Annotated in this window: 19 protein-coding genes and 1 tRNA gene; 10 read left to right on the top strand and 10 right to left on the bottom strand. The window is 40.4% G+C overall.

What is annotated here, in order from left to right:
• Position 1: 1 nt before the first annotated feature.
• Entirely contained in the window at positions 2–238 is a 237-nt protein-coding gene (locus tag EV194_RS03670; RefSeq protein ID WP_132432269.1) for an acyl carrier protein, read from the bottom strand.
• Positions 239–411: 173 nt separating this feature from the next.
• Here EV194_RS03670 and purN point away from each other — a divergent pair, with 173 nt between their 5' ends.
• Positions 412–975 carry a phosphoribosylglycinamide formyltransferase gene (purN, locus tag EV194_RS03665; RefSeq protein WP_132432267.1) on the top strand — a complete coding sequence of 188 codons (564 nt, stop codon included), beginning with the start codon at positions 412–414 and terminating at the stop codon, positions 973–975.
• 229 nt (positions 976–1,204) lie between these two features.
• Here purN and EV194_RS03660 read toward each other — a convergent pair whose 3' ends face one another.
• The 3 genes from EV194_RS03660 to leuS all read right to left on the bottom strand — a co-directional run bounded on the left by EV194_RS03660 (position 1,205) and on the right by leuS (position 6,536).
• Positions 1,205–2,503 carry a M23 family metallopeptidase gene (locus EV194_RS03660; protein WP_132432265.1) on the bottom strand — a complete coding sequence of 433 codons (1,299 nt, stop codon included), beginning with the start codon at positions 2,501–2,503 and terminating at the stop codon, positions 1,205–1,207.
• Between the two features lie 383 nt (positions 2,504–2,886).
• A complete protein-coding gene (locus tag EV194_RS03655) occupies positions 2,887–3,750 on the bottom strand; it encodes a YitT family protein (RefSeq protein ID WP_132432263.1) in 864 nt (287 codons plus the stop codon).
• Positions 3,750–6,536, bottom strand: a complete 2,787-nt coding sequence (gene leuS, locus EV194_RS03650) for a leucine--tRNA ligase (protein ID WP_132432261.1) — start codon at positions 6,534–6,536, stop codon at positions 3,750–3,752. The genes EV194_RS03655 and leuS overlap by 1 nt, the downstream gene beginning before the upstream one ends.
• A gap of 345 nt (positions 6,537–6,881) precedes the next feature.
• Between leuS and EV194_RS03645 the strand changes: the two genes are divergently transcribed.
• Positions 6,882–7,802 (top strand): D-hexose-6-phosphate mutarotase, encoded by a 921-nt coding sequence (locus EV194_RS03645; RefSeq protein ID WP_132432259.1) that lies wholly within the window; start codon positions 6,882–6,884, stop codon positions 7,800–7,802.
• Positions 7,803–8,057: 255 nt separating this feature from the next.
• Here EV194_RS03645 and EV194_RS03640 read toward each other — a convergent pair whose 3' ends face one another.
• On the bottom strand, positions 8,058–8,528 hold the full coding sequence (locus EV194_RS03640; protein WP_132432257.1) for an aminoacyl-tRNA deacylase: 471 nt from the start codon (positions 8,526–8,528) through the stop codon (positions 8,058–8,060).
• A gap of 260 nt (positions 8,529–8,788) precedes the next feature.
• Between EV194_RS03640 and EV194_RS03635 the strand changes: the two genes are divergently transcribed.
• The 4 genes from EV194_RS03635 to EV194_RS03620 all read left to right on the top strand — a co-directional run bounded on the left by EV194_RS03635 (position 8,789) and on the right by EV194_RS03620 (position 11,404).
• A tRNA-Arg gene (locus tag EV194_RS03635) sits at positions 8,789–8,863 on the top strand.
• Positions 8,864–9,269: 406 nt separating this feature from the next.
• Positions 9,270–10,220: an alpha/beta hydrolase gene (locus EV194_RS03630; protein ID WP_165921794.1), complete on the top strand. Its 951-nt coding sequence runs from the start codon at positions 9,270–9,272 to the stop codon at positions 10,218–10,220.
• Between the two features lie 193 nt (positions 10,221–10,413).
• Positions 10,414–10,530: a carboxylesterase family protein gene (locus tag EV194_RS17190; protein WP_394346315.1), complete on the top strand. Its 117-nt coding sequence runs from the start codon at positions 10,414–10,416 to the stop codon at positions 10,528–10,530.
• A gap of 127 nt (positions 10,531–10,657) precedes the next feature.
• On the top strand, positions 10,658–11,404 hold the full coding sequence (locus EV194_RS03620) for a glycoside hydrolase family 11 protein (protein WP_132432253.1): 747 nt from the start codon (positions 10,658–10,660) through the stop codon (positions 11,402–11,404).
• Between the two features lie 202 nt (positions 11,405–11,606).
• On the opposite strand, the gene EV194_RS03615 is transcribed toward EV194_RS03620, so the two are convergent.
• Positions 11,607–11,906, bottom strand: a complete 300-nt coding sequence (locus EV194_RS03615) for a hypothetical protein (RefSeq protein WP_132432251.1) — start codon at positions 11,904–11,906, stop codon at positions 11,607–11,609.
• 374 nt (positions 11,907–12,280) lie between these two features.
• Here EV194_RS03615 and EV194_RS03610 point away from each other — a divergent pair, with 374 nt between their 5' ends.
• Positions 12,281–14,116, top strand: a complete 1,836-nt coding sequence (locus EV194_RS03610; RefSeq protein WP_132432249.1) for a right-handed parallel beta-helix repeat-containing protein — start codon at positions 12,281–12,283, stop codon at positions 14,114–14,116.
• Positions 14,117–14,440: 324 nt separating this feature from the next.
• Here the strand turns inward: EV194_RS03610 and EV194_RS03605 are convergent, their stop codons facing one another.
• From EV194_RS03605 to EV194_RS03595, 3 genes are all read right to left on the bottom strand, one after another.
• Positions 14,441–14,875: a hypothetical protein gene (locus EV194_RS03605; protein WP_132432247.1), complete on the bottom strand. Its 435-nt coding sequence runs from the start codon at positions 14,873–14,875 to the stop codon at positions 14,441–14,443.
• 28 nt (positions 14,876–14,903) lie between these two features.
• Positions 14,904–15,758 carry a hypothetical protein gene (locus EV194_RS03600; protein ID WP_132432245.1) on the bottom strand — a complete coding sequence of 285 codons (855 nt, stop codon included), beginning with the start codon at positions 15,756–15,758 and terminating at the stop codon, positions 14,904–14,906.
• Positions 15,759–15,828: 70 nt separating this feature from the next.
• Positions 15,829–19,443 carry a PAS domain S-box protein gene (locus EV194_RS03595; protein WP_132432243.1) on the bottom strand — a complete coding sequence of 1,205 codons (3,615 nt, stop codon included), beginning with the start codon at positions 19,441–19,443 and terminating at the stop codon, positions 15,829–15,831.
• Positions 19,444–19,921: 478 nt separating this feature from the next.
• Between EV194_RS03595 and EV194_RS03590 the strand changes: the two genes are divergently transcribed.
• The 3 genes from EV194_RS03590 to EV194_RS03580 all read left to right on the top strand — a co-directional run bounded on the left by EV194_RS03590 (position 19,922) and on the right by EV194_RS03580 (position 24,077).
• Complete coding sequence (locus EV194_RS03590; RefSeq protein WP_132432241.1) at positions 19,922–20,821, top strand: hypothetical protein; 900 nt, start codon at positions 19,922–19,924, stop codon at positions 20,819–20,821.
• Between the two features lie 40 nt (positions 20,822–20,861).
• On the top strand, positions 20,862–23,429 hold the full coding sequence (locus EV194_RS03585; RefSeq protein ID WP_165921793.1) for a T9SS type A sorting domain-containing protein: 2,568 nt from the start codon (positions 20,862–20,864) through the stop codon (positions 23,427–23,429).
• A 72-nt stretch (positions 23,430–23,501) separates the two neighbouring features.
• The gene (locus tag EV194_RS03580) at positions 23,502–24,077 is read left to right on the top strand and encodes a DUF975 family protein (protein WP_132432237.1); all 576 of its coding nucleotides are present in this window, start codon (positions 23,502–23,504) and stop codon (positions 24,075–24,077) included.
• 146 nt (positions 24,078–24,223) lie between these two features.
• On the opposite strand, the gene EV194_RS03575 is transcribed toward EV194_RS03580, so the two are convergent.
• A complete protein-coding gene (locus tag EV194_RS03575) occupies positions 24,224–24,985 on the bottom strand; it encodes a hypothetical protein (RefSeq protein ID WP_132432235.1) in 762 nt (253 codons plus the stop codon).
• Positions 24,986–25,345 lie beyond the last annotated feature (360 nt).

The following is a 25,345-nucleotide window of genomic DNA, read 5'->3' as shown; positions in this document are numbered from 1 at the left end:
CTTACTTGGCATTCTCTTCGATGTATGCAATAGCATCACCTACTGTACCGATGTTTTCAGCCTGATCATCAGGAATAGCAATGTTGAATTCTTTTTCGAACTCCATGATCAGCTCAACAGTGTCAAGAGAGTCAGCACCAAGGTCGTTGGTGAAGCTTGCTTCTGCAGTAACTTCTGTTTCGTCAACGCCTAACTTGTCTACAATAATTGCTTTAACTCTTGATGCAATGTCTGACATAGCTTTAAATTTTAAGTTAATAATTCAGTTTTGTTTGAAAAAATAATTGTGCAAAGAAAAAGATTTGTGGAAAATAAATCAAATATTCTTCGAACGAAATTCTTTTTAAGGGTTCTTTTTATATATTTTTATGGTTTAAAATACCTCAAAATCACAACAATAAAACACTCATAATGAAAAACATAATCATACTTGCTTCGGGCTCGGGAACCAATGCAGAAAATATTATAAAATATTTTATCAACACCAATACGGCAAAGGTCACCTGGTTGTTATCGAACAAAAAGGAGGCCTATGCAATCACACGTGCTAAAAACCTCAATGTCAATACTATGATATTTTCAAAAGAGGATTTTTCCATACATAATAAAGTTCTGGATTTTTTAATTGAAAAGCAACCGGATCTTATTGTTTTAGCAGGATTTCTGTTACTGGTTCCACCAAAAATCGTTAGAGCTTTCCCAAACCGCATTGTTAATATCCATCCGGCACTTCTGCCCGCATATGGAGGAAAAGGCATGTACGGGGAGCATGTTCACAAGGCAGTTATTGAAAACAAAGAGAACAAATCAGGTATTACCATTCATTTCGTGAATGAGAATTACGATGAAGGGGATATTATTTTCCAGGCTTCATGTTCCATAAGTGAGAACGACACTCCGGAATCGCTGGCTGAAAAAATCCATGAGTTGGAGCATGCGCATTTTCCGAAAGTGATTGAAGGATTGTTGGGATAAGAGAACGGAAACGGGAAACCGGAAACCGGAAACCGGAAACCGGAGATGAAGCGCAGCGGAATTCCGCCATGACAGAATCGGAGGCCAAGTTATAACAGAGTTTCCCAAGACGGGACAGAGCAAAGCGGAATCGGAAGTGGAATGACCTAGAGAATGAATTCCGCAATGCAGAACCGGAAGGCACTTACAATTGCCCGCTGGTCATTGTTCACTGATCACTGCCAATTGATCACTGTTCACTGGCCATTTTTAACTGATCACCGTTCATTGACAAAGGAATCTGTCTTAACTCATCCTTCAGGGGGCGGATGTATTCAAGGTATCGCTCCATATTCTCTTCGCTGATGGGATCAACAGGAGGTGCCTCGATGCTTAGCGGGTCAACGGGTTGTCCATTCTGAAACACCCTGAAATCGAGATGAGGCCCCGTAGCCAATCCAGTTTGTCCTACATATCCGATCAACTGTCCCTGCTGTACATGTTGTCCTTTATGCAATCCCCGCGCAAAACCCTGTAAATGCATATATACAGTAGTGTAAACACTGTTGTGACGAATCCGCACAAAATTACCGCCTCCACGGTTATCCCAACCGCGCGCCACAATGGTGCCATCACCAATGGCATATACAGGCGTACCGGCCGGCGCCGCGTAATCCACTCCATGATGAGGGCGATAGATTCTTAAAACCGGGTGAAAACGGTTGTTACTGAATCGGGAACTGATTCTGGAAAAGTTGAGCGGAGCTTTCAGGAAAGCCTTTCTAAGGCTGTTTCCTTCCTCGTCAAAATAGCTCCAAACACTATCCTCTTTATATCGAAAAGCATAAAAATCGCGTCCTTTATGCACAAAATGAGCGGCATGCACTTCCGAGATTCCAACAGATACTGTATCCACGTAAGTTTCATCATAGAGTATCCTGAAATTATCTCCTCTTTCTATACCAAAGAAATCCACCGTCCAGGCATAGATTTCCGACATTTCAATGGCCAGCATCGGGTTCAAATTATTGGCACGCATAGCGTTCCAAAGACTGGAGTTGAGCACTCCGGCTCCTGATTTCCGAACTGTGCGAATGGGCTTTGTATCACGGTAAATTTTTAATGAGTCCGTCAATTGCATAACAAGGTAATCTGTATTATTAATCTCATAAACAAACCACTCTGGGTTTCTTAAGGAGTCGGGACTAAAAAAAACTGTATATGGATTACCTGCTCTAATTCGCCGTACATCAAAAAAATCCCTGCTGTTCTCTGCCAAATTGTGAATGGTAGAGTAATCAACATTGTTGGCTAAAAGGATGGATGCAAGATTTTGGTTTCTACGCACCGAACCATGCTCAATATAAAAAGAGTCTTCAATGAAACCATACAGCATGGGAGGTGGAGGAAGCGGGGGTAACTCCTCTACTAAAGTAGAGTCCTGCAAACTGATATTCAAATCATTAACTGCACGCCAATGGCGTACATATATGGAAATTGAAATGATGATGATGACTAAGACAGCTGAAGTAATAATAAGTTTCTTCATATTTTTAATAGATTGTTAATGCCGATCATATCGGCACAGTCTTTAATATCCAAGGGCATAACCCTACGTTGCTGTAAACTCTTTATTGAGGCTTAGGTTAAAAAAATGACATAATAGAACTCTATGTGAAATATTAATAGATCGTTAGACTTTAAGAATTATAGATGTAAGATACTGAGTATAGCGAAGTCCCGCTAAGCGGGATTAGACAATATTATCTTGTTGATTATGATCAATTTATAAACCATCAGACAACTTCACACTCAGTTGGCAATCAATCTAATAAAAAAGATTAACGAACTATTAAAATATTAAAACGTTCAAAAATAAAAAAAGAACAATGAATAATCCAGATTACGATAAGAAACCTGCATAAGATATCTTCATCTTCCTTTAATGGTATCAAAACCCTGCCCGTATACCCCCATCACACTTCCCATGGTTATAAACGCATTGGGGTCTATTTGTTTTATGAGCCGAAAAATAACCTGACTGTCGCTTTTTCGTGCAATCACCATTAACACCTTAACTTCTTCACCTGAATACCCGCCTACACCGGGCAGTACCGTTAACCCCCGCTTGGCAACATGTATGATGTGATGCCTGAGTTCTTCATGTTTTTTTGAAAAGATAAAGAACTGCACTGTTTGCTTGTTTCCACTGATCACCATATCCACCGTGTAGGCCAGTATGGCCATGGAAACGAAACCATAAATCATGGTTTCGATGGATTGAAACAGAAAAAATGAAGAGCTGATGATAACAGAGTCGATGTACAACAATAATCGTCCCAAACTGATGTTCCGATATTTATTTATCATCAGGGCAATGATATCTGAGCCACCGGTGCTCCCTCCATTCAAAAAAACAATTCCGCTCCCTGCTCCTGCCAAAATGCTCCCGGTTACTGTAGCCATAAACTTCTCAGAGACCAGAGGCTCCTTTACGTAAATGGAAATAATGGAAAGGAAAATTGAAAAAAGAGCTATGCAATAGATGGTTTTAACACCAAATTTAGCCCCAATCACTTTCATGGATATTAATATGAGTGCTACATTCATAACAAATGCCAGCAAACCCACATCCATTCCAGTGGCAAAATGAAAAACGGTGGCAATGCCTGTGACACCACCACCGATGATTTCAGAAGGAATGATAAATCCCGCCCACCCAATGGTGCCAATGGCCAAACCAATGGTGAGAAAAACATAGGATTGAATCTCCTTCCTGATATCTTTAAACGTCATTACCCCACCACAATATTTATGATTTTTCCGGGTACTACAATCACCTTTTTCACCTGTTTGCCTTCAATCCATTTTTGGGATTGCTCGTTTTCAACTGCTGCTTTTTCAACTTCAGGCACTTTCATGTCGACAGGAAGCTCCAATTTAAAACGCATCTTCCCGTTGAAGGAAACAGGATACAATACAGAGCTCTCAACCAGATGACCGGCATTAAACTCAGGCCAATTTGCATCGCAAATGGAGCCTGAATTACCAAGCTTTTGCCACAACTCCTCTGCGATGTGTGGTGCAAATGGCGCTAAAAGCACCAATAGAGGTTCTAAAATGGCTTTTTTATGACATTTTAAATCGTTCAAATCATTTACGCAAATCATAAATGAGCTCACAGCGGTGTTGAACGAGAAACGTTCAACATCGTCGGCAGTTTTTTTGATGGTACGATGCAATACTTTCAACTCATCCTTATTGGGTGCTTCATCTGTCACAATAAATTCACCTTCGCGGTTAACAAACAATCGCCAAAGCTTGCGCAGGAATTTATGTACTCCGTCAATGCCATTGGTATCCCAAGGTTTTGACTGCTCCAATGGCCCCAGGAACATTTCGTAAAGCCTTAAAGTATCGGCTCCATATTGCTCCACAATGGTGTCGGGGTTAACCACGTTATACATGGATTTGGACATCTTCTCAACCGCCCATCCGCAAATGTATTTTCCATCTTCAAGGATGAATTCTGCATCTTTATATTCAGGATTCCATGCTTTGAATGATTCAATATCGAGAACATCGTTGTGAACGATGTTCACATCCACATGGATTTCCATCACATCGTAATCCTTTTTCAGATTCAGCGATACAAACTGATTGCTTCCTTTTATTCTGTAAACAAAGTTGGATCGTCCCTGAATCATTCCCTGGTTCACCAGTTTTTTGAATGGCTCATCTTTACAAACCTCACCAAAATCGTACAAAAACTTATTCCAGAACCTTGAATAAACCAGGTGACCTGTGGCATGCTCGGTTCCCCCGATGTAAAGATCCACATCCTGCCAATAGTTGTTGGCATCTTTGCTGACCAATGCATCGTTGTTTTTTGGATCCATGTAGCGCAGGTAGTAAGCCGACGATCCGGCAAACCCAGGCATGGTGTTCAACTCAAGCGGATGACCATCCTCAGTTTCCCAGTTTTTGGCACGTCCCAATGGCGGCTCTCCCTTTTCGGTTGGTAGGTATTTATCCACCTCCGGCAGTTCCAACGGAAGCTTCTCCAATGAAAGCATGTTTGGCATGCCATCCTTATAATAAACCGGGAAAGGCTCGCCCCAATATCTTTGTCGGCTGAAAATAGCATCGCGCAAACGATAGTTCACCTTCACCCGGCCAATGCCCTTTTCAGTGATGTATTGTTTGGTTTTTTCAATGGCATCGGGAACATCCAACCCATTGATAAAACCGGAATTAATCATATATCCCTCTTTGGAGTCGATGGAATCGCTCCAGGTTGAGGTGTCGGCAGGCTCCTCTCCTTTTGGCACCACCACCTGCGGAATGGGCAGATTAAATGCACGGGCAAAAGCAAAGTCCCGACTGTCGTGCGCCGGAACGGCCATAATGGCTCCGGTTCCGTATCCGGCCAGCACGTAATCACTAATCCAAACTGGAATTTCCTGATTATTCAGCGGATTGATGGCATACGAGCCGGTGAATACACCGGTGACTCTTTTTACTTCTGTTTGTCGCTCACGCTCTGTGCGTTTTTTGGTTTCTTCAAGATAGGCATTTACCTCTGCTTTATGCTCCGGTTTTGTGAGTTGCAGAACCAACTCACTTTCCGGTGCCAACACCATAAAAGTGACGCCAAAAACCGTATCGGCACGAGTGGTGAAGATTTTCATCTCCACATCGGAATCTTTTACTGGGAAAATCATTTCAGCCCCTTCGGAGCGCCCAATCCAGTTGCGTTGAATCTCTTTGAGAGAATCACTCCACTCAATGGTATCCAACCCGGTAAGCAAGCGTTCCGCGTATGCGGAAACGCGCAACAACCACTGTTTCATACGCTTTTGCTCCACCGGATGCCCGCCTCTTTCAGAGAAACCATCTTTCACCTCATCGTTTGCCAAAACCGTTCCCAACGCCGGACACCAGTTAACCATGGTATCGGCCAGATAGGCCAGACGATAATTTAAAAGAATCTCTTGTTGCTCTTTTTCAGATTTGCTCTTCCATTCCGATGCGGTAAAAGCAAGTTCTTCAGTTTGTGAAGCGTTGATGCCTTCCGTTCCATTTTTTTCAAAATGGCTGATTAAGTTCGTTATGGGCATGGCTTTTTTTGCATCATTGTCGTAATAATGCTCAAACATTTTAATAAATGCCCATTGGGTCCATTTATAATAATCGGGATCGCAGGTTTTCACCTCTCTGTCCCAATCGTACGAAAACCCTATTTTATCTAATTGCTCGCGATAGCGGGCAATGTTCTGCTCTGTGGTGATGGCCGGATGTTGTCCGGTTTGAATGGCGTACTGTTCTGCCGGAAGGCCATAGGCATCATAACCCATGGGGTGCAAAACATTAAACCCATTCAATCGCTTATAACGGCTATAGATGTCGGAAGCAATATAACCCAGTGGATGCCCAACATGAAGTCCAGCTCCCGAAGGGTACGGGAACATATCCAACACATAAAACTTTGGCCTCGACGGGTCGATTTCTGTTTTGTAGGTTTTATTATCAACCCAGTACTTTTGCCACTTACGCTCAATTTCATTAAAATTGTATTCCATAACCGGTTTTGCAGTAAAAATTTCATTTAAATAATAAGGTGCGAATTTAGAAAAAAAATAGCATTAAGATGGTATTTACTTTTCTAATAGTCCTTGACTTTAACCTGTATTATTCACAAATTATCTATTACGATGATCAACTACCTGCTAAATACTGACGTCCTCAATAAAATTGACTTGAAAATAATCAATTATTACCTTCATCAATTTTCTTTGCGGTTGTCCGTATTTATTGGTATTTAATCATCTCATAACGACAATTCATGAAACGAAGTTCGCCCTTAGGCAATAAAACAGGTTAAAACAGCTTAAGCTGTTTTGAATAAATTTTATCTCAATAATCATATGACCATAGACGAACTTAACCAAAAATGGGGAATCAAAGACCGGCTTCAGTTCTCAGAAGAGAACGGGATGCCTGTTGCAATCATCAGCAACAACCTATGCACCTGCAAGATATCCATCTATGGCGCACAGGTTTTATCATTCATCCCTGCAAACTCAAAAAACCTTATATGGGTAAGTGAAGCAGCGGTTTACGAGCCGGGTGTTGCCATCAGAGGGGGTATTCCACTTTGCTTTCCATGGTTTGGCCCACATGAGGAAAACAACACATTTCCAAAACATGGTTTTGCCCGCCTAATGTTTTGGAATGTTGATGCAACTGAACAGTTGATAAGCGGAGAGACAAAAATCTCAATGTCGCTTACTGACAATGACTACACAAAACAATATTTCCCGTTCAGTTTTAAATGCACTCTGGAAATAACTGCCGGCAAGGAACTGATGATGAAATGGACCACGCTTAGCAGCAGTAACGATTCGTTTAAAATATCCAACGCTTTGCACACCTATTTTAATGTGGGCAGTATTCACGAAGTGAGTATTACCGGTTTGGAAAACACTCCCTTTATGGAGGAAATTCGTTCGGATGACCCGTTTTCAGGAGAGGTTGCTCCCATTAAGTTTCACCGGGAAACAGACAGAACTTATACCGACACCATCAATTTCTGCAAAATTATTGACCCATCTTTACAGCGAACCATTTTAATAAAGAAAAGCGGAAGCAACTCCACTGTGGTATGGAATCCGTGGGCTGAACTTTCCAACAAAATGCAGGATCTGAAAAGCGATGACTTTAATCAATTTGTCTGCGTGGAAGCAGCCAACCTACTTCATAATGCAGTTTTAATTGAACCGGGTGAGAAACATGTTATGAGGATGGTTGTTGAAGAGAGGGAAGAAGGGAGAAAGGTGGTAAGGTAAAAGGGTTAAAAGGAGAATGGAAATCGGAGAAAGGAGAAAGGAGTATAGAACGTAGTGAAATTCCGCGTAGCGGAACAGGAGACCGGAAAGCGGGATAAAACATAGAGGATTAGGAGATTGGATTGGGGAAACTTGAGATGATCCATTCACATAAAAAACCCGGTGGCTGTGCCCCGGGTTTTTATGTGAGTTATTCTTCGATAAATTAAAACGAGTTGTGGAAAAATCACTAAGTATTTGATTTAAGAACAGAAATCAGACAGATTGGTAAGCATACTGAAAAACGTATGGCTGAACCAACTGATCGTAATCTTTGTAATTCATTTGGATGAGTTCCATGTGATTTCCAGCATTGAAGGAGATGTTTTTCTGGCGTGTTAATTTTTCGGCCACAAAAACAGGGATGTTCCACAGATTACCAAAAGGCGGCATGGCTCCAACTTCGCAGTGAGGGAACACATCTTTAAATTCACTTTCCTGAGCCAAACGCACTTCCGTTGCATCAAAATAATCTTTGAAGGCAGAGAAATTTATTCTGGTGGAAGCCGGAAGCACGGCCATCACCATTTTCCCATCCACTTTAACCATCACCGTTTTAGCAATTTCGTTACCAGAAATGTGTGTTAAAGCGGCAATCTTCTGCATGGTATAAGCCCTTGAATGAGAAATGGTAAGATACCTAATACCATGTTTGTCCAAATAATCCCTTAAAACTTGTACCGGCATAACAGTAGATTTTAAGCATTAAAATAGAAATCCTTACGCAACGTCTGAATTAAAGCAGACTCTTTATCAGATGAGGAATCACGCCAAATACCTTTCGCTAATCCAATAATTATAAAGTTACAAAAGAGAGACGCCGATGGTCAACTAATTTGACCAACTTAACAGTTTACATACCATCTATAAAATAGGGCTTCAGCAAAAAAGAGAAAAAAGATTGTAGCAATAGGATAAATTATCTATTTTCGCAGTCAGAATTAAATGGTCCCATAGTTCAATGGATAGAATACTGGATTCCGGTTCCAGCGATATGGGTTCGAATCCCGTTGGGACCACCAAAGCACATTACAAAAAACACCAAACCGCTGTAAATTGATTGATTTACAGCGGTTTTTGTTTTTTATAAAGAATTCCCCTTGATTGATCTATGTTTTGGAAGATCTTAGAACAGTGATTACCATTAAAGTAGACAGTACAGAACTATTCGAAATCATCGATTATGGTACATTTGAGAAGCGCCCCAGGTTCATTTCTTCTAATATAAAAAATCCCATCTTACCAGCTAGTTTTAAAATGGGCTTAATTGGTTATGTATTTATTCAAACAATAAACATGATGCGGTTAGCCTAATCGAAGGAATCTCAATTTTAGCTAAAGCTGACTTTGGTGTAATTCCCACTTTTATTAATGACTGCTTTTATCTAATTTTGGTTTTTTAACGTATTAACTAAAAACATCTTTACCATGCCTTTAAATTTTATGAAAATCACACGCTCAGCCTTGGCACTCATCTTTATCGGCTTTGCTTCAAATGCTCTTGCTCAGGACGGAACAATTTATCCGATGGATAATCCCGATGAGCCCAATGCCATTGTTTTAGGAACAGGAGGGGTAGAGAACCAGCCTGCCCAGGAATCCTGGTTTCGTCAGTGGGGCGACCCAATGGCCCGTAACATAACTACTGCAACGCTTACGCCTTTTTTACCCGATCCTGAGAAGGCCACTGGTGCTGCCGTTATTGTAGCTCCGGGTGGAGGCTTCCGTTGGCTATCTCTGTCCAACGAGGGCTGGAAAGTCGCCCAGGCTTTAGCTGATCAGGGTATTGCAGCCTTTGTTTTGAAATACCGTCTGTTTCCAACGCCTGAGTCTTTAGAGGGCTTTACCGAGTCGATGAATCGCACCTTTGCTGAGGCCACCCCAAGAGAAGAAGGAGAGGCTGAAGCAGCTCCGGCACCTACTCGGGAACGAAGAATGGCATGGAGCCTTGATAATCAGCTGGAAGATGCAGAAGCCGCTTATACTTTAATTGTTAATAACGCTGAGAAATGGGGCGTTGATGTATCACGCATTGGTATGATTGGCTTTTCGGCCGGTGCAGGATTAACCATGCATTCTACTTTAAATTCCGAAATAATGGATCTGGCTTTTATCGGTCCGATTTACGGTGGGATGAATGCTGTTGAAGTACCAAAAAATGCACCTCCCATGTTTAATGTGATTGCCACCGACGATTTCCTCTTTAACGGTCAGTTCGGCATTATTGAGTCGTGGTACAAGGCAGGTATTCCTGTAGAGTTTCATTTGTATCAAAATGGTGGTCACGGTTTTGGTTTGGGAAACCCGGATCGAACCAGTAATCGCTGGTTTGGTTCTTTCATGTATTGGTTAGAAGTAAACGGCTTCCTCAATAAATAGATTATTGCTGGGATTGATTCTGGGATATTCCTTAATTGTACTCGGGTTATCTGATTGTATGCGTGGGCACCACAAAGGTTGTTTAGGCCTTTGACCATCACGGAGCAAGTTGATGCACCTCTTTATACCTACCTGCTTACCTGGCAGATCCAGAAGATGATGCATCCAGCCCTAAAATAGAGAATATGCGGTAATTCTGGCCGGGAAAATGAGTAAAGCCTGGACAAATTTTGCCAGGAAAGGCAATCCTAATGTGGACGAAAATTTGCCGAAATGGAATGTTTATTCGCATGAGATGGTGAAACCATGATTTTTGATTCGGTTTAACGAATTGAAAACAATAACGACAGGAGTCGATGAGCCTGATTCATGAACGTTTCCCGAAATAGAGGGAAATCTGTTTTTAAAATTAACGTAATTATTTTTTTTATTTGATTATGAAAAGATTGAATTTATTAATTCTGGTGATGATTGTGATGGCCGCTTTTGGAGGAGCAGCCAAATTTGCCTCGGATAAAGGAGCAGAAACGTCAAAAGTGCTTACCTTTTGTTCCGACCCCGACAACGAACAGTTTAAAGGCGAGCATGATGGCTATGCTTATGAGTTGTGGAACCAAAATGGTGCGGGTGACGCCTGTATGACCATTGGTGCGGGTGCCTTGTTTAGTGGGCACTGGCAAGGTATCGATAATTATTTAGCGCGCAGAGGCTTGGTGTTTGACGAAACCCAATTGCATCATGAAATTGGGCGCTTCTCAACCACTTACAGTTGTATTTATGAACCCACTACCGAATCGGGCAATTCCTATTTGTCTGTTTACGGATGGACGGTAGAGCCCCTGATCGAGTTCTATGTTGTAGAGGACTGGCGTCGCTGGATTCCGTCGATGGCTGAAGGCAGTGAATTAAAAGGAACTTTTGAGATTGATGGTAGCATCTACGACATATACGAGAGTACCCGTTATAATCAGCCTTCTATAATTGGGGATGCTACTTTTCAGCAGTATTTCAGCATTCGAAGAGATGTTAGGAACAGTGGTAGCATCGATATCTCAGCGCATTTTGACAAATGGGAGTCGCTGGGTATGGTTTTGGGTAAAATGAACGAAGTGGCTTTTGTCGTTGAAGGGTACATGAGCAACGGTAGCTTTGAGTTTACCGAATTGGAAGTAAAGGTCGAGTAATTTTGATTTTTAGTGCAGCAGGGCTATTTAGGTCTTGCTGCACTTGTTATTTCAGGGGCCTCATCCGCATTGATACAGGCTTTATTCCTCTATCAAACCCAGCTGCTGTTAACATCGTGTTGAACTTATCTCCCTCTTCACACTATAAAAGGTTTTGCCACATCCCACCATCGCCTTTGAAATACCCAATAACTGGAAGAAATCAATCCATACCCCCCATACAAGTTAGACATTCCAAGGCAAATCGATCATATTCATCGTAAGCGGGACCGGGTCGGCCATTAATAGTTATTATGCGATCAATTCGAACTGATTTGTCGCCCAATAATTTGAGAAACCAGGAAAAATCATCAGGTGTCCAAAGTTTAATGGGACTTCCCTTAACAAAATCAACTTCATTGGATTCGTTAAAGAAATGTATCCTGGCATGGTCTTTTTCTATGGCATCATCCAGAATCTTGAAGAAATCAGGATCTACCGGCAAATATCCATCATTATCCATCTGCTTAAATTTTGTTTATTAATGGCTCGGAAGAGAGCTTAACCCTACAAGACACCATGCATAGCTGGAATTTTGCATAAATCCGGATAAGATTGAAATTCTTGATCTATTAGATATTAATAAAATCTTAAGCTATTTATCTTTTGCTTCGGATAAGTAATATCTAAATTTAACCAATATCAAACCTAAAGGCAAATTAAACGGTTTGCACTTTAATATAATCAAGATGGAATCTTTTATTCTGATCAAATGATGTCCATCTTCGTCAAACTAAAACACTCTGTCTCTAAAAATGTCCACCATATAGGAAAATATTTCTACCTCATTTTCAATCTACTCCACTAACTTTAACAAAACTTCAAACTATAAGACAAATGAAAACAATTCTCACCAAGATTTCCCGGCTTTTATTTCTTATTATTCCTGCTGCTCTTATTTCCTGTGGCGAACCGGAAGTTAAAGAGACAAAACAGATACATTATGGCCCCATTGATACCGTTTATGAGTTGCCTGATGTTAGCGGTACGATCTATTTTGTATCGCCTGACGGGAATCCTGAATCAGAAGGGACTACCCTGGAAAACCCAACCGCTATTGAGGTTGCAATCAGTAAAGTTGTTTCCGGAGATGCCATTGTTTTAAGAGGAGGTACTTACCGCACTGGCGACCTTGTTTTTAATCAAGCAATTACCATTCAAGCATACATGGATGAAAGGCCAGTTTTGAATGGGACTCTGATTGCCAACGATTGGCAACAAGACGGCGAACTATTATGGGCAACAGACTGGGACTACCTATTCCCAGCCGGGCCTGAAGATTGGTGGAGAAGAGAAATATTTGAAGAAACCACACCATTGCACAGATTTAACAACGATGGAGTTTTTGTTGACGGACAATTTCTGCAATCAGCCGGAAGCAAAGAAGAGGTTACAGCTGAAACCTATTACGTAGATTACGAAAACAAAAAAATCTACATCGGATTAAACCCTGAAGGACGAACCATTGAGATCACAGCGTTTAGAAAAGCACTTTATCGTCCTCTTTATGAGGTTCATGGTAAACAGCCAGACAACAAAGGCCCAATCATTAAAGGCATCACCTTTACTCAATACCCTGACACCATGGTTCACATAGGAGGCGTTGGTTTGGCCATTGATCAGCATGGAAGGGATGTTGAAGGCACCTATTTTGAAAACTGTGTGTTTTCAAAAAATTTCCGAATTGCTGTTTTCAGCATCAGCGACAACATGGTGATGCGAAATTGTAAATTCTATGACACCAACACCGAAGGCCTATATGTGGTAGCATCTGCCGATGTTCTAATAGAGCATAACATATTCAGAAACAATAACATTGAAAAGTGGACGGGATTTTATCCGGCGGCTGTAAAGATATTCAACCAAAGCCATAACGCAACTTTCCGTGAAAACCTGGTAACAGACCATCCCAACTCAAATGGGGTTTGGTATGACGTAGGCAACAACAACGGCGTATTTGTAAACAACCTCGTTGAAAACGTTGGAAGTCCAAACGAACCATTTCGTGATGAACAGGTATGGCCGAGCAGCAACGGGTTCTTTTTTGAAATATCTAATGGAGCCATTTGTGCTGGGAACGTATTCGTGAATTGCAATCAGGCTATACTGATTCTGAATAGTTGCGACGTTGAAATTTACAACAACACATTTATTAACAGCAGAGCAAGTTTTGGAAGAACCGCCAGAGGTGACGATCCCGACCATTTTGGCTGGCACCCAAGCACAGGCCCCGGAGTTGAAGAGCGCGATGGACATGTATTTGTCAACAACTTAATGGTATTTGAGAATGATTACGTATTTCCAATGATTCAACTTTGGCAACCTGCAGAGTTATGTCAAAGATTGCCCGACTCACCCATTAAATACATAAACAACAATGTTTATGTAAAAAAGACCTCAGAAAGTGGACGGCTATATCTTTGGAGCCCCTATTCAAACGAAAGATGCCAGACATCTTTCTACTCTATAGAAGAGCTAAACAAGGAGTTTCCGGAATTTGAAGCAGACAGCAGGTTTTACCTGAGCTTTAGAGAAACTATTTTCGAAGAAAATTATAAAATATCTCCTCAATTCCCAGGCACAGATGCCGGAGTCGAAATCCCGGAACACATCCGTGCAGTAACAGGATGGAAAAGCGATGCTCCTTTTATCGGAGCCAAAGCTTTCAAATAACTGACTAAAAGTAGTTTATCTCTGACTCTGAAAAAACACCCTGAACTGATTTATTAAATCATTCAGGGTGTTATATTATTTATCACTGCTGTCCGACTAAGTTCTTTTTTACAATAGATCGTTAGACTAATAGATTATTAGATATAAGACACAAGTAAGCTTCTTATTCTCAACTAATTAAGCACTACTACAGCAAATTCATAAACGTTTGGTAATTAGGCAAATAAAAAAGCTTAACGAACTACTATTTTTATTAATAATCATATAATAGATTTCTCTCTTCGCTCGAAATGACAAGCTGTTGCGTTGTGAGAGGAGAAGGGGTTATTTATAATATATTTTCAGCCCTGCACACCGGTGGTTGTCTGCAACAGAATAATCAGGAGCCAGAATTTCTATCACCAGTTTTATGGAGTTTTCTATTTGGAAAGTTTGTTCGCCAATATATCCATTAGACGAATTTGAATAGAGCACTGTGCCAGCTTCATCATCGGCTAACAGGCGAAATTCAATATTTCCTAATTTTTTCTCACCACAGACACTTAAAAAATAGGTGCGCCCCCCGTATAAAATCTGATTGAAGCGAACAACATGATCTTTCCCTAAAGTAAAAGCACGAGACACCGAGCTATTGACAAAATCTGCAGGTGGTTCGGAACAATGTTTTTGTTCGTAATTTCTGCAAAACTGAGCATCAATGGTTGCAAAACCTGAAAAGATCAATATTAACGGAATGATATATTTAAAAAACTGCAACATCTCTCTATATTTTAAAGTTCTCTTAAGATTAATTGACCCATTTCTCTCTAAGTTTGTTCACCTCCTCATGTATTCGCCTGATGGAGTTGACTGTAGATCCGGTTGCTCTTCCACCTCCAATGGTTATCACTCCATTTGAGGTTCCAGCCACCTTTGTGGATTCAGTTTCAATGGTAAACTCGTTAAATGCATCAATCAACCCCTGCATATCATTCATCATGGAGTTTTTAACCGAGGCGGTTAAATGGCGACTAAACATGATGACCAGCTGATTTATAATTAATTTCTGATCCCAAACTCTCATTCTGAAACCGTCATCGTGAATTTTTGACCCATCAGAATTGAGTGCCAGGTAAAGACTCTCCACAAATCCCCCCGCCGAAATAAGTGCGTACTCTCCAAACCTGTCAGTATCGTGTAAATTGGCGATCACCAGAAGATATAATTCATCATAGATCAAATTTAACGAATCCATCTGGTTCATATTTCTCATTAAACGGTGTCCCAATTCCTCTACTTCAGGAGGGAAAATATTCAATTGCCGACCCATCTCATCTACAGTATTAAAATACTGCAAACCCGTATTATTCTGTTCAAAGCTGATAGAATATGCCAAATTTGCCATATAAAACCCATAAGCCAACAAACGTTCACGAAACGTATTGTAGCTGTCGCTCTTCCTGACATCATTCAGCAAACGGGGAGTAAACTGAATTTCACTGTTGTGAATATAGGTCAATATCTCGTCGGGCGATGGGATTGAATAAAACTCAACGATAAACTCTTCATCCTGCGACTCAACATCCCGTGCAAACGCCGACGAAGACCATATTAAAAGCACCGCTAAAAACCACGTAAACTTCTGTTTATAAAACATTTTCATATTCTATTCATTTTCTGATAACAAATTAAATCAATCGGGTTAATGAGGTTATAATACTATGTTATACTGCTTATGCAGGATTTTGTTTCCAAATCCGGTTTAAAACAGGAGCAACCTGAGATACCATACCCTCCATAGTTAACTTTGAATTGTAATCCCACATTTCATCGGAAGATGATATGTGAACCACATATCCCTTAACTCCGGTGTTATCGAACGTGAGCGGAGTAATGGCAATTTTTTTCACGTTTACGTTATTCAACACCTCAGGGTTATAAAATTCTTTTGATAAGTAATAAGATGGTTTATTAATAACTTCAAGGTGCAACGCACTGACCCACAAATGAAAAACAGGGAACTGCTTTTTCACCAGATCAGAAAACCCTTTGGATACAGAAAGTGAGGCATCGTCATCATCTTTTTGTAAATAAATGCCAACACCCTCCGTAGAGGAAATCTGAACTAAATGGTTTACCATAATTTTAAGTGCTTCCTGCTGATGAATGGTTGCTGCCAATTTATAACCCATCAATCTTTGAATCATTCTATGCTTTTCAATCTGGTTCTGCTGAGTAATATCCTGAAGCCTCCATAAATAGCCGGACAGTTCGTTGTTGATCCAAACCGGGAAGAAATTTCGAATAAAAACCCTGCCATCGGTCAATTGCAAACGGTCATTTAAAACAGGTTCCAGGTTTTTAATGAGCTCATCCATGCGATTTAAAAAGCCATCAGGATCAATGGTTGAATCGGCAAAGGCTTCGCTTAACATCTGACAATCTTTCCCAACAAAGTGATGCGGATCATACTCCCCACCAAAAGTATCGCAATAGGTTTGGTTAACAAGTTGGATACGTCGTTGAACATCCTCAAAGACAATGACCGAAGGCAAATTATTAATCAGAGTGCTCAATTGTTGATTTGCGGATGATAGTTCCTCCGTTAATTTCTTATGATCAGAAACATCTATCTTAATGGCCAGGTAGTTTATAATATTACCGTTATCATCGCTGATGGGAGAAATGGCTAGTTCTTCAGTATAAATGGTTTCATCTTTCCGCTTATTAAACACCTCTCCTTTCCATGTTCTGCCGGAAGATAATTCATTCCACATTTTCTTATAAAAAGCTTCATCCTGAATACCGCTGCCCTGTAGTTCGCCTACTTTTCTCTGAACTACTTCATCATGATTATACCCCGAGAGTTCGAGATAGCTGTTGTTGGCCCATACAATCTTTCCGTCTTTGTCAGCAATGACCAACGCGTAGACAAATTTCTCGAAAGCTGACCAATACAACTTTGATGAAAGCTCGGCCTTCTTTAGACGACTGATATCCATTGCCACATTGAGGTATCCTTCCTTTACATTCACATCATTATTGATGACTTTTCTGGATAACAATACAGGGACAGATTTACCGCTTTTTGTATAAAATGCAAACTCCACATTTTCAGGCGGAAGTTTTTCAGACAGATAAACGAGAGCCTTAAAATCCGACTCAAATACAGACCCACTCATTTCTACTGCCAACTCAACCGCTTGCCTGATATGGGAGGGGTCGAATAATTCCAGAACAGACATGCGACCAACTACATCCATTGCCTGATAACCTAAAACAGTTTCTGCCATGGGATTAAAACTGGTAACTATGCCTTCGTTTGATGAAGAGATTACTATGGCGCGGGTGGTTTCAATGATGGTTTCATTTAGTTTATTTAGTTCTTGCTTTTCACGTGTACGTTCGGCAACCAAAACCTCAAGGTTTTGATTGTATTTCACTATTTGGTTGTTGAGATGCTTCTGTCGTAGGCCAATATTTAGTTGATGAGTCATTTCTTTAACCATGTTGATTCTTTTCTCATTAAAAAAGTCCACAGTCTCTGAAACCATCATTAAGTACTGATCTCTGTCACTTTCGGACTCTAATCGCATCAACAGCAAACTCTTGGCTTCAGGGAAAGCATTAATTCCCAAAACGGCTCTCACATCATATTTATCGGTTATAACAAACAGATTTTTTACGCCTTCTATCTGCGACTTATCCAGGTTTCTGCCAAGATCGTATCGAGCACCTTCATGTCCGGTACAGTTAACTGGAAATACAGCTACCGGATGATATTTGCCGGTCTTTTCAAGTTCAACTACAGCTGAACATTTAGCAGGCAAAAGTTTATGAATGACCTCCAGAACATTGGCAAAAAGATCTCGCTCATGATCAAAACCGTTCAGAATTAATTTGCTGATACGATACAGACTTTCAATTCTCTCTTCATTCTCTTTTCTCTCATAAATATCCTGAGTATACATAATGATTTCTTCCAGCCCATCTTCCGGATTTGTCAAGGGCTGAATAGTTGTCTGATACCACCTCGTAATACCGCCATAATTAAAAACATAATCTTTACATAATATCTCATTTCCGGTGAGCACAAATTTTATGTCCTTCATAATCTCTTCAGCAGTATGACTAGGAAGCACATCGTACACCGAAAAACCTTCAATATTTTTATCAATTTCTAATTGATCATAAATCTGACGATTTGCAAATCTGTACAAACCATTGGTATCAATCACCAACACTCCAACCCCTGAATTTTCTATGATGCCTCTGAATTTTCTTTCACTGGTTAACAACTTTCGAAATACATCAATGTTTTTTAGCATTCCGGCAATACTGCCGGCGGCAATTTTGAGTAAACGCAGATCACCGTCATTCCATTTTCTTTTATTATTTACTGTTGCAAAACCAAAAAAACCTGCTACTTTTCCTGTATGAATAACAGGAACTGCCAATAGTGATTCAACATTAAGATCCTCCACAAGCTGCTTCTCTCTCAACGCAGCATCCGGAAATTCGTCGGTTTGGTTAATTATAACAGGTTCGCCGTTATTCAGCATGCTATCCCACCACTGGTAGTCTTCAGTTGGTAAATCTTGAAGATTCTCAATTTGACTATCTACTCCTGATTTGCACCATTCGTGTGTACAAGAAATACTTGTGCCCTGCTTGTTATAAAGAAAAAGATAACTTTGATCAACACCAGTAAGTTTACCTAGCTCCTGAAGAGCGTAAGTTATTTCATAATCTGCTTCATCAAGATTAACACTTGCAAATCGATTGGATAGATCAGAAAGCAACATCTCCATTTTGAGCTTATAAGCGGTTTTTAGATGCTGCTTCTTTTCATCCGAAATGTCTTTAAGGACGATTACAATCTGGTAATCATCATTACTTCTACTATTTATAAAATGAACCTTGCATTCAACCTGAAACCAGCTCGAATAATTCTTTATTGAATTAACGATTTTCAGCACTGTTGTGGAATTTTCTTCTTCATGATGAGAAATCCAAATCGGATTTAGTTCTTTTGAAAGAAGTTCCTCTCCTTCGTTGAAAAACTCCAAAGGTAAATTCCAAAAGTCCTGTCCGCAAAGATCTGCTCCATCAATCAATTGGAGAGTTTTCAAAGCGGATGTATTCACACTTATGATCTCAAAATATTCAGAAAGACATATTACTCCATAATCGTTGGCAGCCATAAAACTTCCGAAATCAGGATGTAATTCCAAAGGAATGACATCTCGTGCAACAGGCTCCTTAGCCTCAGTGCCAGCCGATCCACAACCCATCAAAAAAGAATTAAACCCTTTTAGTACATGCAACAATTTCCTTAATATCGTCATTTAAATATCCCGATTTTATCAATTACAATTATGCATTAAAACAGCCCCTCTGATTAACATACAACCAGAAGTAGCAAAAAGAATGCACGTTACCAACTAATTTTGGGAAGGAATACAGGATGTACACATCCTTTAAACAGGCAGCTTGGCTTGATTAATAAAGCCATGCAAAAAATATCTGAATTTTTATACGCATTTTAAACTGAAATGTTTCCCGAACCAGATGTGAAATACCTACTCGTTTCCGAGGATATCCTTATTCGAATATTTTAGTGATGATTTGAAGTTTAAATACGACCTAAATCTCCCTTAAAAAGCATTTTAACTAACAGCTTATCTTTGAGCTGAGGAAGTTTTAACTTCCTACTATTCCGGCCACAAGCCTCCACAATAATTGACCATTCAGAATAATATTCTTAACTTTAAATGCCTTTTTTGATTCAGCAATCAAAAAAGAAACCAAATAATGATGCGTCCCATGAGATTTATAATCTGTACAGTTCTTTTATCAACATACCTTTTTATTTGCGGATGCGATAAGAAAACAACAAGTCATGCAGGATTTATTGTAAAGCATGTCCATGTTGAAACCATGGGAGAACTTCCTTTGGAAGTTCCTGAAAGTTCAGGCCTTATCGTCACATCGCCCAATAACATCTGGACTCATAATGACTCGAGTAATCCCAACGAACTTTATTTAATTGATTCAACGGGAGTGCTTCAAAGAACACTGGTTATCTCCAATGCAACCAACATTGACTGGGAAGACCTTGCCATTGATCCGGATGGATATGTATACATCAATGATGCCGGCAACAACAACAACGATCGTAAAGACCTGAAAATTTGGCGCATTCCACATCCCGACAAAACCACCGGAAATTCTACGTTTGCTCATGCCATTGCTTTTACACTTGAAGATCAGAAAGAGTTTCCACCACCAAGAAGCAACAGAAACTTCTGCATTGAAGCCATCATATGGAAATCGGACTCCATTTTCATGTTTACAAAAGATAGAAGTGAACCGCTAACCGGCTACACCAAAATGTATGGAGTACCCGCCTCACCGGGAAGTCACACAGCAAAACTCCTGGATTCTCTATACATTGACAACAGAAACAATCGTTCACGAGTAACAGGAGCAGATATCAATTTCGAAACCGGAGAAGTAATTTTATTGACCCGTTCACATCTTCTTTCATTTACCAATTACCCCGGCACCAGATTTTTCCAGGGTGAAGTTACCGACTACCGGTTTATTGAACGCGTTGGGCAGGTTGAGGGAATTGGTTTTATAAACGGGAGCTCACTTTATATTTCCGAGGAGAGTGACGAAGATCGCAGAGGATTACTTTATAGGGTAAACCTTGCTCAATAATAAATCATTCATGAATTCAGACACAAAAAAGTATATTTTTATGAGACGAAATTTACCCATTACGATCATTTTGCTGTTTGTGACATTACATTTCTCATACAGCGATGTAAGGCAAACCATCACCCGATGGACATTTGACGGAATTACCGAACCAGTTATTGGGGAGGGTTCTGCTTCCCTTATCGGCGGGACAGAACAACATTCCGTGGAAGCTGATAATGGTTGGAGATTCATTAACTTCCCTGAACAAAATCAGAATTCAGGTACTGCCGGTGCACAATTTATGATCAGCACTGAAGGGTATCAGAACATCATTATGGAATTTGCGCACCGCTCTTCCGGAACCGCCAGCAGATGGGCTCAATTTGAGTATACCACAGATGGAGGTAATTCATGGAACGTCTATGGAAATAATAATGGGGGGTTATTTCCCAGAGATACTTTTTATCCATTCTCCATGGATTTTTCAGGAGTTGAAGCGGTCAACAACAACCCCGATTTTGGAGTGCGTATAGTTTCAATTTTCAGCCCTGTGGAGTTCAACCCCGGGAAACCTGATCAACAGTTTGAAGCCAATACAGCCTATCAGCGTGCACGTGATGAAGGAGGAAGCGAATACAGTCCTGACGGCAACTGGAGACTGAGAGATGTAAATTTCACGGGAGAGTTTATTACTCCTGACAACCATCAGGTTTTTGCTCGATGGGATTTTGAAGGAACTACAGAACCATCCGAAGGTGAAGGTGTGGCACAGCTGATTGGAGAAACCTCAGAGGTTTCTATTGATTCGGAAAGCGGATGGCGATTTGACAACTTTCCCATTCAGGGAGCAGCATCAGGCACAGCCGGCGCTTCCTTTATGGTAAATACTGAAGGTTATGAAAACATCATCCTTAATTTCGAACAAAGAGCATCGGGTACTGCCAGCCGTTGGGTTCAGTTTCAATACACCACCGATGGGGGTGTTACATGGCAGACTTATGGAAACAATGATGGTGGATTAGCTCCCAGAGATATTTTCCATCCATTTATGATAGACCTGAGCGAAATACCCGAAGCCAATGATAATCCCGATTTTGGAGTCCGAATGGTTTCAATATTCTCTCCGGGATCATTTAACCCGGGTGTACCAGATATTGATTTTGGCGCAAATATAGCCTACCATCGAGCACGTGACGCTGACGACGGTGGCAGTCCATACAGCCCCGAAGGAAACTGGAGGTTGCGTAATGTCGCTTTCTCCGGCGAAATAATCCTGTATCCTAACCCCACAGTATTAAAGATTGAATCAGTAAACGAAAACAATCCGGTATATGCTGATCATCCATTTAGCTTGCAAGTAGGCATTTACAATGCAGATGGCAAACCCTCAGCAGCTGAAGCAGATACCGAGATCACCCTGGAGCTGGTTTCAGGCAATGGAGAGTTAACCGGAACAATTACCGGTAACATCCCTGAAGGTCTGCAAAACACTACCATATCAGGTATTTTATACGATGTGGCAGAAGAATTTGAAATACGTGCAAATGCGGATGATCTTGAAGCCTCGCAGGGTATAAACATTATTGCAAATAGCTATCTAAGAAATTTGGTACTGACTTACAATATGCCCGGTGGAGGAACTGTTATTGGCACGGGCGAATTTCAGGCAGGCGCAGAAGTTGTTGCAGAAGCTCTTCCATTATACGGATTTAACTTTATCCGATGGGTAGATTACGAGAACAACGAAGTATCCACCAATACTGAGTTTACATTTACCATGCCTGATAATGATCTTACTCTCACCGCCATTTTTGAACCCGAATTGGGGGATAATATTATTCATTATTGGCATTTTAATGAGCTGCCCGGCGGTGTTCTGACAGAAATAACAGCAGATTATTCTGCTTTCGAACCGGGAATTATTACCTATCCCGGAACAGGCGACGGCTATATGGACTTTTTTGATAATGGCTCAGCGTACAACCTTCAGATGGATGCAGATGCCGGAGCTGCGCTTCGTGTAAGAAACCCGGCCATCAGCAGAGAGCTTATCATTGATGCACCTTCATCGGGATTTACCAACTTACATTTAACATTTGAAGTGCACCGATCTAACAATGGCCCAACACAGCAAAACCTGCATTATTCCGTTGATCAGGGTGCATCATGGGTTCCAATTGCTCTGGGTTATGAAATTGAAACCGACTATCATGTTTACTCATTCCCTCTGTCGGCATATGCAGAAACAGAGAATAACGCCAATTTGCAGTTTCGCATTCTCTTCACCGGAGAAAACAATACAGGCGATGCAGGAAACAACAGATTTGACAACATCCTGGTTTCAGGAAACCTGATAGATGGATATACCTCAACAGAGCAAATGGAGTTAAATTATGGTTCAAAACCATACCCAAACCCTGCAAAGGATTATCTACATGTAAACATTACAAAAGAAAACTCCATTTTAACCCTAAAAAACATGTCAGGACAAGAAGTGTTAAGAAAAAGTGTTAATCAGGGCGATCATCAATTAGAATTGAGTGGAATATCCGCAGGAATCTACCTGCTCCAGATCAGGAATCCGATTGACCATAAAATAGTTACTCATAAGATTCTTATAGAATAGATGCTCAAACATTTGGTTATTAATAGAATGTTTCTGTAAATTGGGTTTTATTAAACCTTAAACAGTAAAATCATGGAAAAAAAACTCGAATTTGGTGACGTTCTCAGCTACGCATTTACGAATGGACTGAAGAATTTTCTATCACTGATTGCATGTTATCTTCTTTGGATGCTGACAATCTGGATTCCATATTTGAATGTTGGAACCACCATTGCTATGGTAACCTTGCCAGCTGCTCTCAGTAAGGGAAAAATGATTAATCCGCTGGAGATTTTTGATGGCAAATACCGCAAGTTTATGGGGGAATACTTCCTGGTGGTAAGTCTTGGCATGCTGATCATATTTATAGCGACCCTTTTCATGATTATTCCCGGCATTGTTATGGGAATAGCATATTGTCTCGCTCCTTTATTAGTGGTTGATAAAGGCAAAGGTGCAACCGAAGCTTTAAAACTGAGCAACACAATTACTCATGGCAACAAATGGACAATTTTTCTTGTTTGGATCGTCCTTGCAATTCCATACATTATATTAGGCTGGATATGGACTCCATTGGCAATTATTTACCTGATTCTTTTAACTCCAATATCACTTTGTGCCATGGCCAGTATTTACGGCCAACTTGCGGGGGATATTGAGGAAGGATGAACATATAATTAGGGGTTTTCTTTAATTCAAGACGCAGAAAACACCTACTATTTGATTAAAACACAAAAGTCCACAAAGGGGAATCTCCTTTGTGGACTTTTTTATGATATCTGAACTCACTCCCTTTATGATTTAAATGCCATAGCTTACATCGCTACAAATAACACAACAAACAATGCTCCAATAAAAAAAAGTCCGGCGGTTTTATCACCGCTATCATTTGTCTGAATAACCTTATTTATCATTGCTTCATTTCGATAACCCGGCCCCATGTCGGTCGTCAAAATTTCAGAAACCCAAAAGCGCTCATCTATTATCAGTCTGGAATCTATCTCCTGATCAAAATATAGAGTCAGGTAAACCCTGAGAGACAATGGAGAATTATCCTCATTGTATCTATATACCTTCCCGTTAAACCCAACTCCTTTTCCAGGAATGATTACTTTATCATGTTCAGATTTTTCATCATAATTGATATTTGGTATCACCCCGGCGCTTTCAGAAATTCGGGTACCCGGTGGGATTGCGACCACTGCCAGATCGCGAATTGAAGCACTATGAGCATTTATAAAACTTCTGTTTGAATATTGGCCGGATTCAGTTATTGTACCCGACATATTTGTATGTGTCAAATCTTGCCAGATAGGAAAACTTTCATCTCCAAAAATCAAAAAGGAGCGGGTTTTATCAACATAAATCATTTGTCCGGACTGATTTTTTACCTCAAATAAAATCTGGTTATCCTCTGTAAAAACATGCCTGACAATGACAGAATCAAGATCCAAAACCATGTCATTTCTGAATTCCTGAGGAAGTTCACTGTTAAAGCTCACGTAATGATAAGTTGAGCATCCGGATGAAATAATAATCAGACCTAAGAGAGATAGAAGGGTTAAGTGTGTTTTCATATTGAAGTTTAAATTATGGGACTTATCAACTTTGCATGAATGACATTTCCCTTGTTATACGTCATAATCTGCAAAGATCAAAGATACAGAATTAGCAAATACTCTACAACAGGATAGTTCTTTTCAAAGATAGCTTTCTTCCTAATCCTGCCAGGTAAATCTTTAATTACACTATTGACCGACTAATAAATATAGATTTCTCGCTCTGCCCGAAACAACAAAACCTTCAGGAGGTCAAGGAGAGAGTGGTGGGGGGGGGGGGGGGGGGGGGGGGGGCCCCACCAACAAAACACCCAAACCCACACAAAAAAAAAAAAAAAAAAAAAAAAAAAAAAAAAAAAAAAAAAAAAAAAAAAAAAA

This window comes from Natronoflexus pectinivorans (genome assembly GCF_004345615.1).
Classification (GTDB): Bacteria; Bacteroidota; Bacteroidia; order Bacteroidales; family Marinilabiliaceae; genus Natronoflexus; species Natronoflexus pectinivorans.
The sequence above is the reverse complement of the archived record's forward strand: the minus strand, read 5'-3'. Positions and strand labels throughout refer to the sequence as shown.

Coding starts and splice junctions, on each gene's coding strand:
- EV194_RS03595 (WP_132432243.1), bottom strand. CDS start 19,443: ATGACGATATTAAGGAAATTGTTGCATGTACTAAAAGGGTTTAATTCT.
- EV194_RS03585 (WP_165921793.1), top strand. CDS start 20,862: ATGAGACGAAATTTACCCATTACGATCATTTTGCTGTTTGTGACATTA.
- EV194_RS03615 (WP_132432251.1), bottom strand. CDS start 11,906: ATGGATAATGATGGATATTTGCCGGTAGATCCTGATTTCTTCAAGATT.
- EV194_RS03645 (WP_132432259.1), top strand. CDS start 6,882: ATGACCATAGACGAACTTAACCAAAAATGGGGAATCAAAGACCGGCTT.
- EV194_RS03610 (WP_132432249.1), top strand. CDS start 12,281: ATGAAAACAATTCTCACCAAGATTTCCCGGCTTTTATTTCTTATTATT.
- EV194_RS03670 (WP_132432269.1), bottom strand. CDS start 238: ATGTCAGACATTGCATCAAGAGTTAAAGCAATTATTGTAGACAAGTTA.
- EV194_RS03620 (WP_132432253.1), top strand. CDS start 10,658: ATGAAAAGATTGAATTTATTAATTCTGGTGATGATTGTGATGGCCGCT.
- EV194_RS03655 (WP_132432263.1), bottom strand. CDS start 3,750: ATGACGTTTAAAGATATCAGGAAGGAGATTCAATCCTATGTTTTTCTC.
- EV194_RS03580 (WP_132432237.1), top strand. CDS start 23,502: ATGGAAAAAAAACTCGAATTTGGTGACGTTCTCAGCTACGCATTTACG.
- EV194_RS03575 (WP_132432235.1), bottom strand. CDS start 24,985: ATGAAAACACACTTAACCCTTCTATCTCTCTTAGGTCTGATTATTATT.
- purN (WP_132432267.1), top strand. CDS start 412: ATGAAAAACATAATCATACTTGCTTCGGGCTCGGGAACCAATGCAGAA.
- EV194_RS03630 (WP_165921794.1), top strand. CDS start 9,270: ATGCCTTTAAATTTTATGAAAATCACACGCTCAGCCTTGGCACTCATC.
- EV194_RS03600 (WP_132432245.1), bottom strand. CDS start 15,758: ATGAAAATGTTTTATAAACAGAAGTTTACGTGGTTTTTAGCGGTGCTT.
- EV194_RS03640 (WP_132432257.1), bottom strand. CDS start 8,528: ATGCCGGTACAAGTTTTAAGGGATTATTTGGACAAACATGGTATTAGG.
- leuS (WP_132432261.1), bottom strand. CDS start 6,536: ATGGAATACAATTTTAATGAAATTGAGCGTAAGTGGCAAAAGTACTGG.
- EV194_RS03590 (WP_132432241.1), top strand. CDS start 19,922: ATGAGATTTATAATCTGTACAGTTCTTTTATCAACATACCTTTTTATT.
- EV194_RS03605 (WP_132432247.1), bottom strand. CDS start 14,875: ATGTTGCAGTTTTTTAAATATATCATTCCGTTAATATTGATCTTTTCA.
- EV194_RS03660 (WP_132432265.1), bottom strand. CDS start 2,503: ATGAAGAAACTTATTATTACTTCAGCTGTCTTAGTCATCATCATCATT.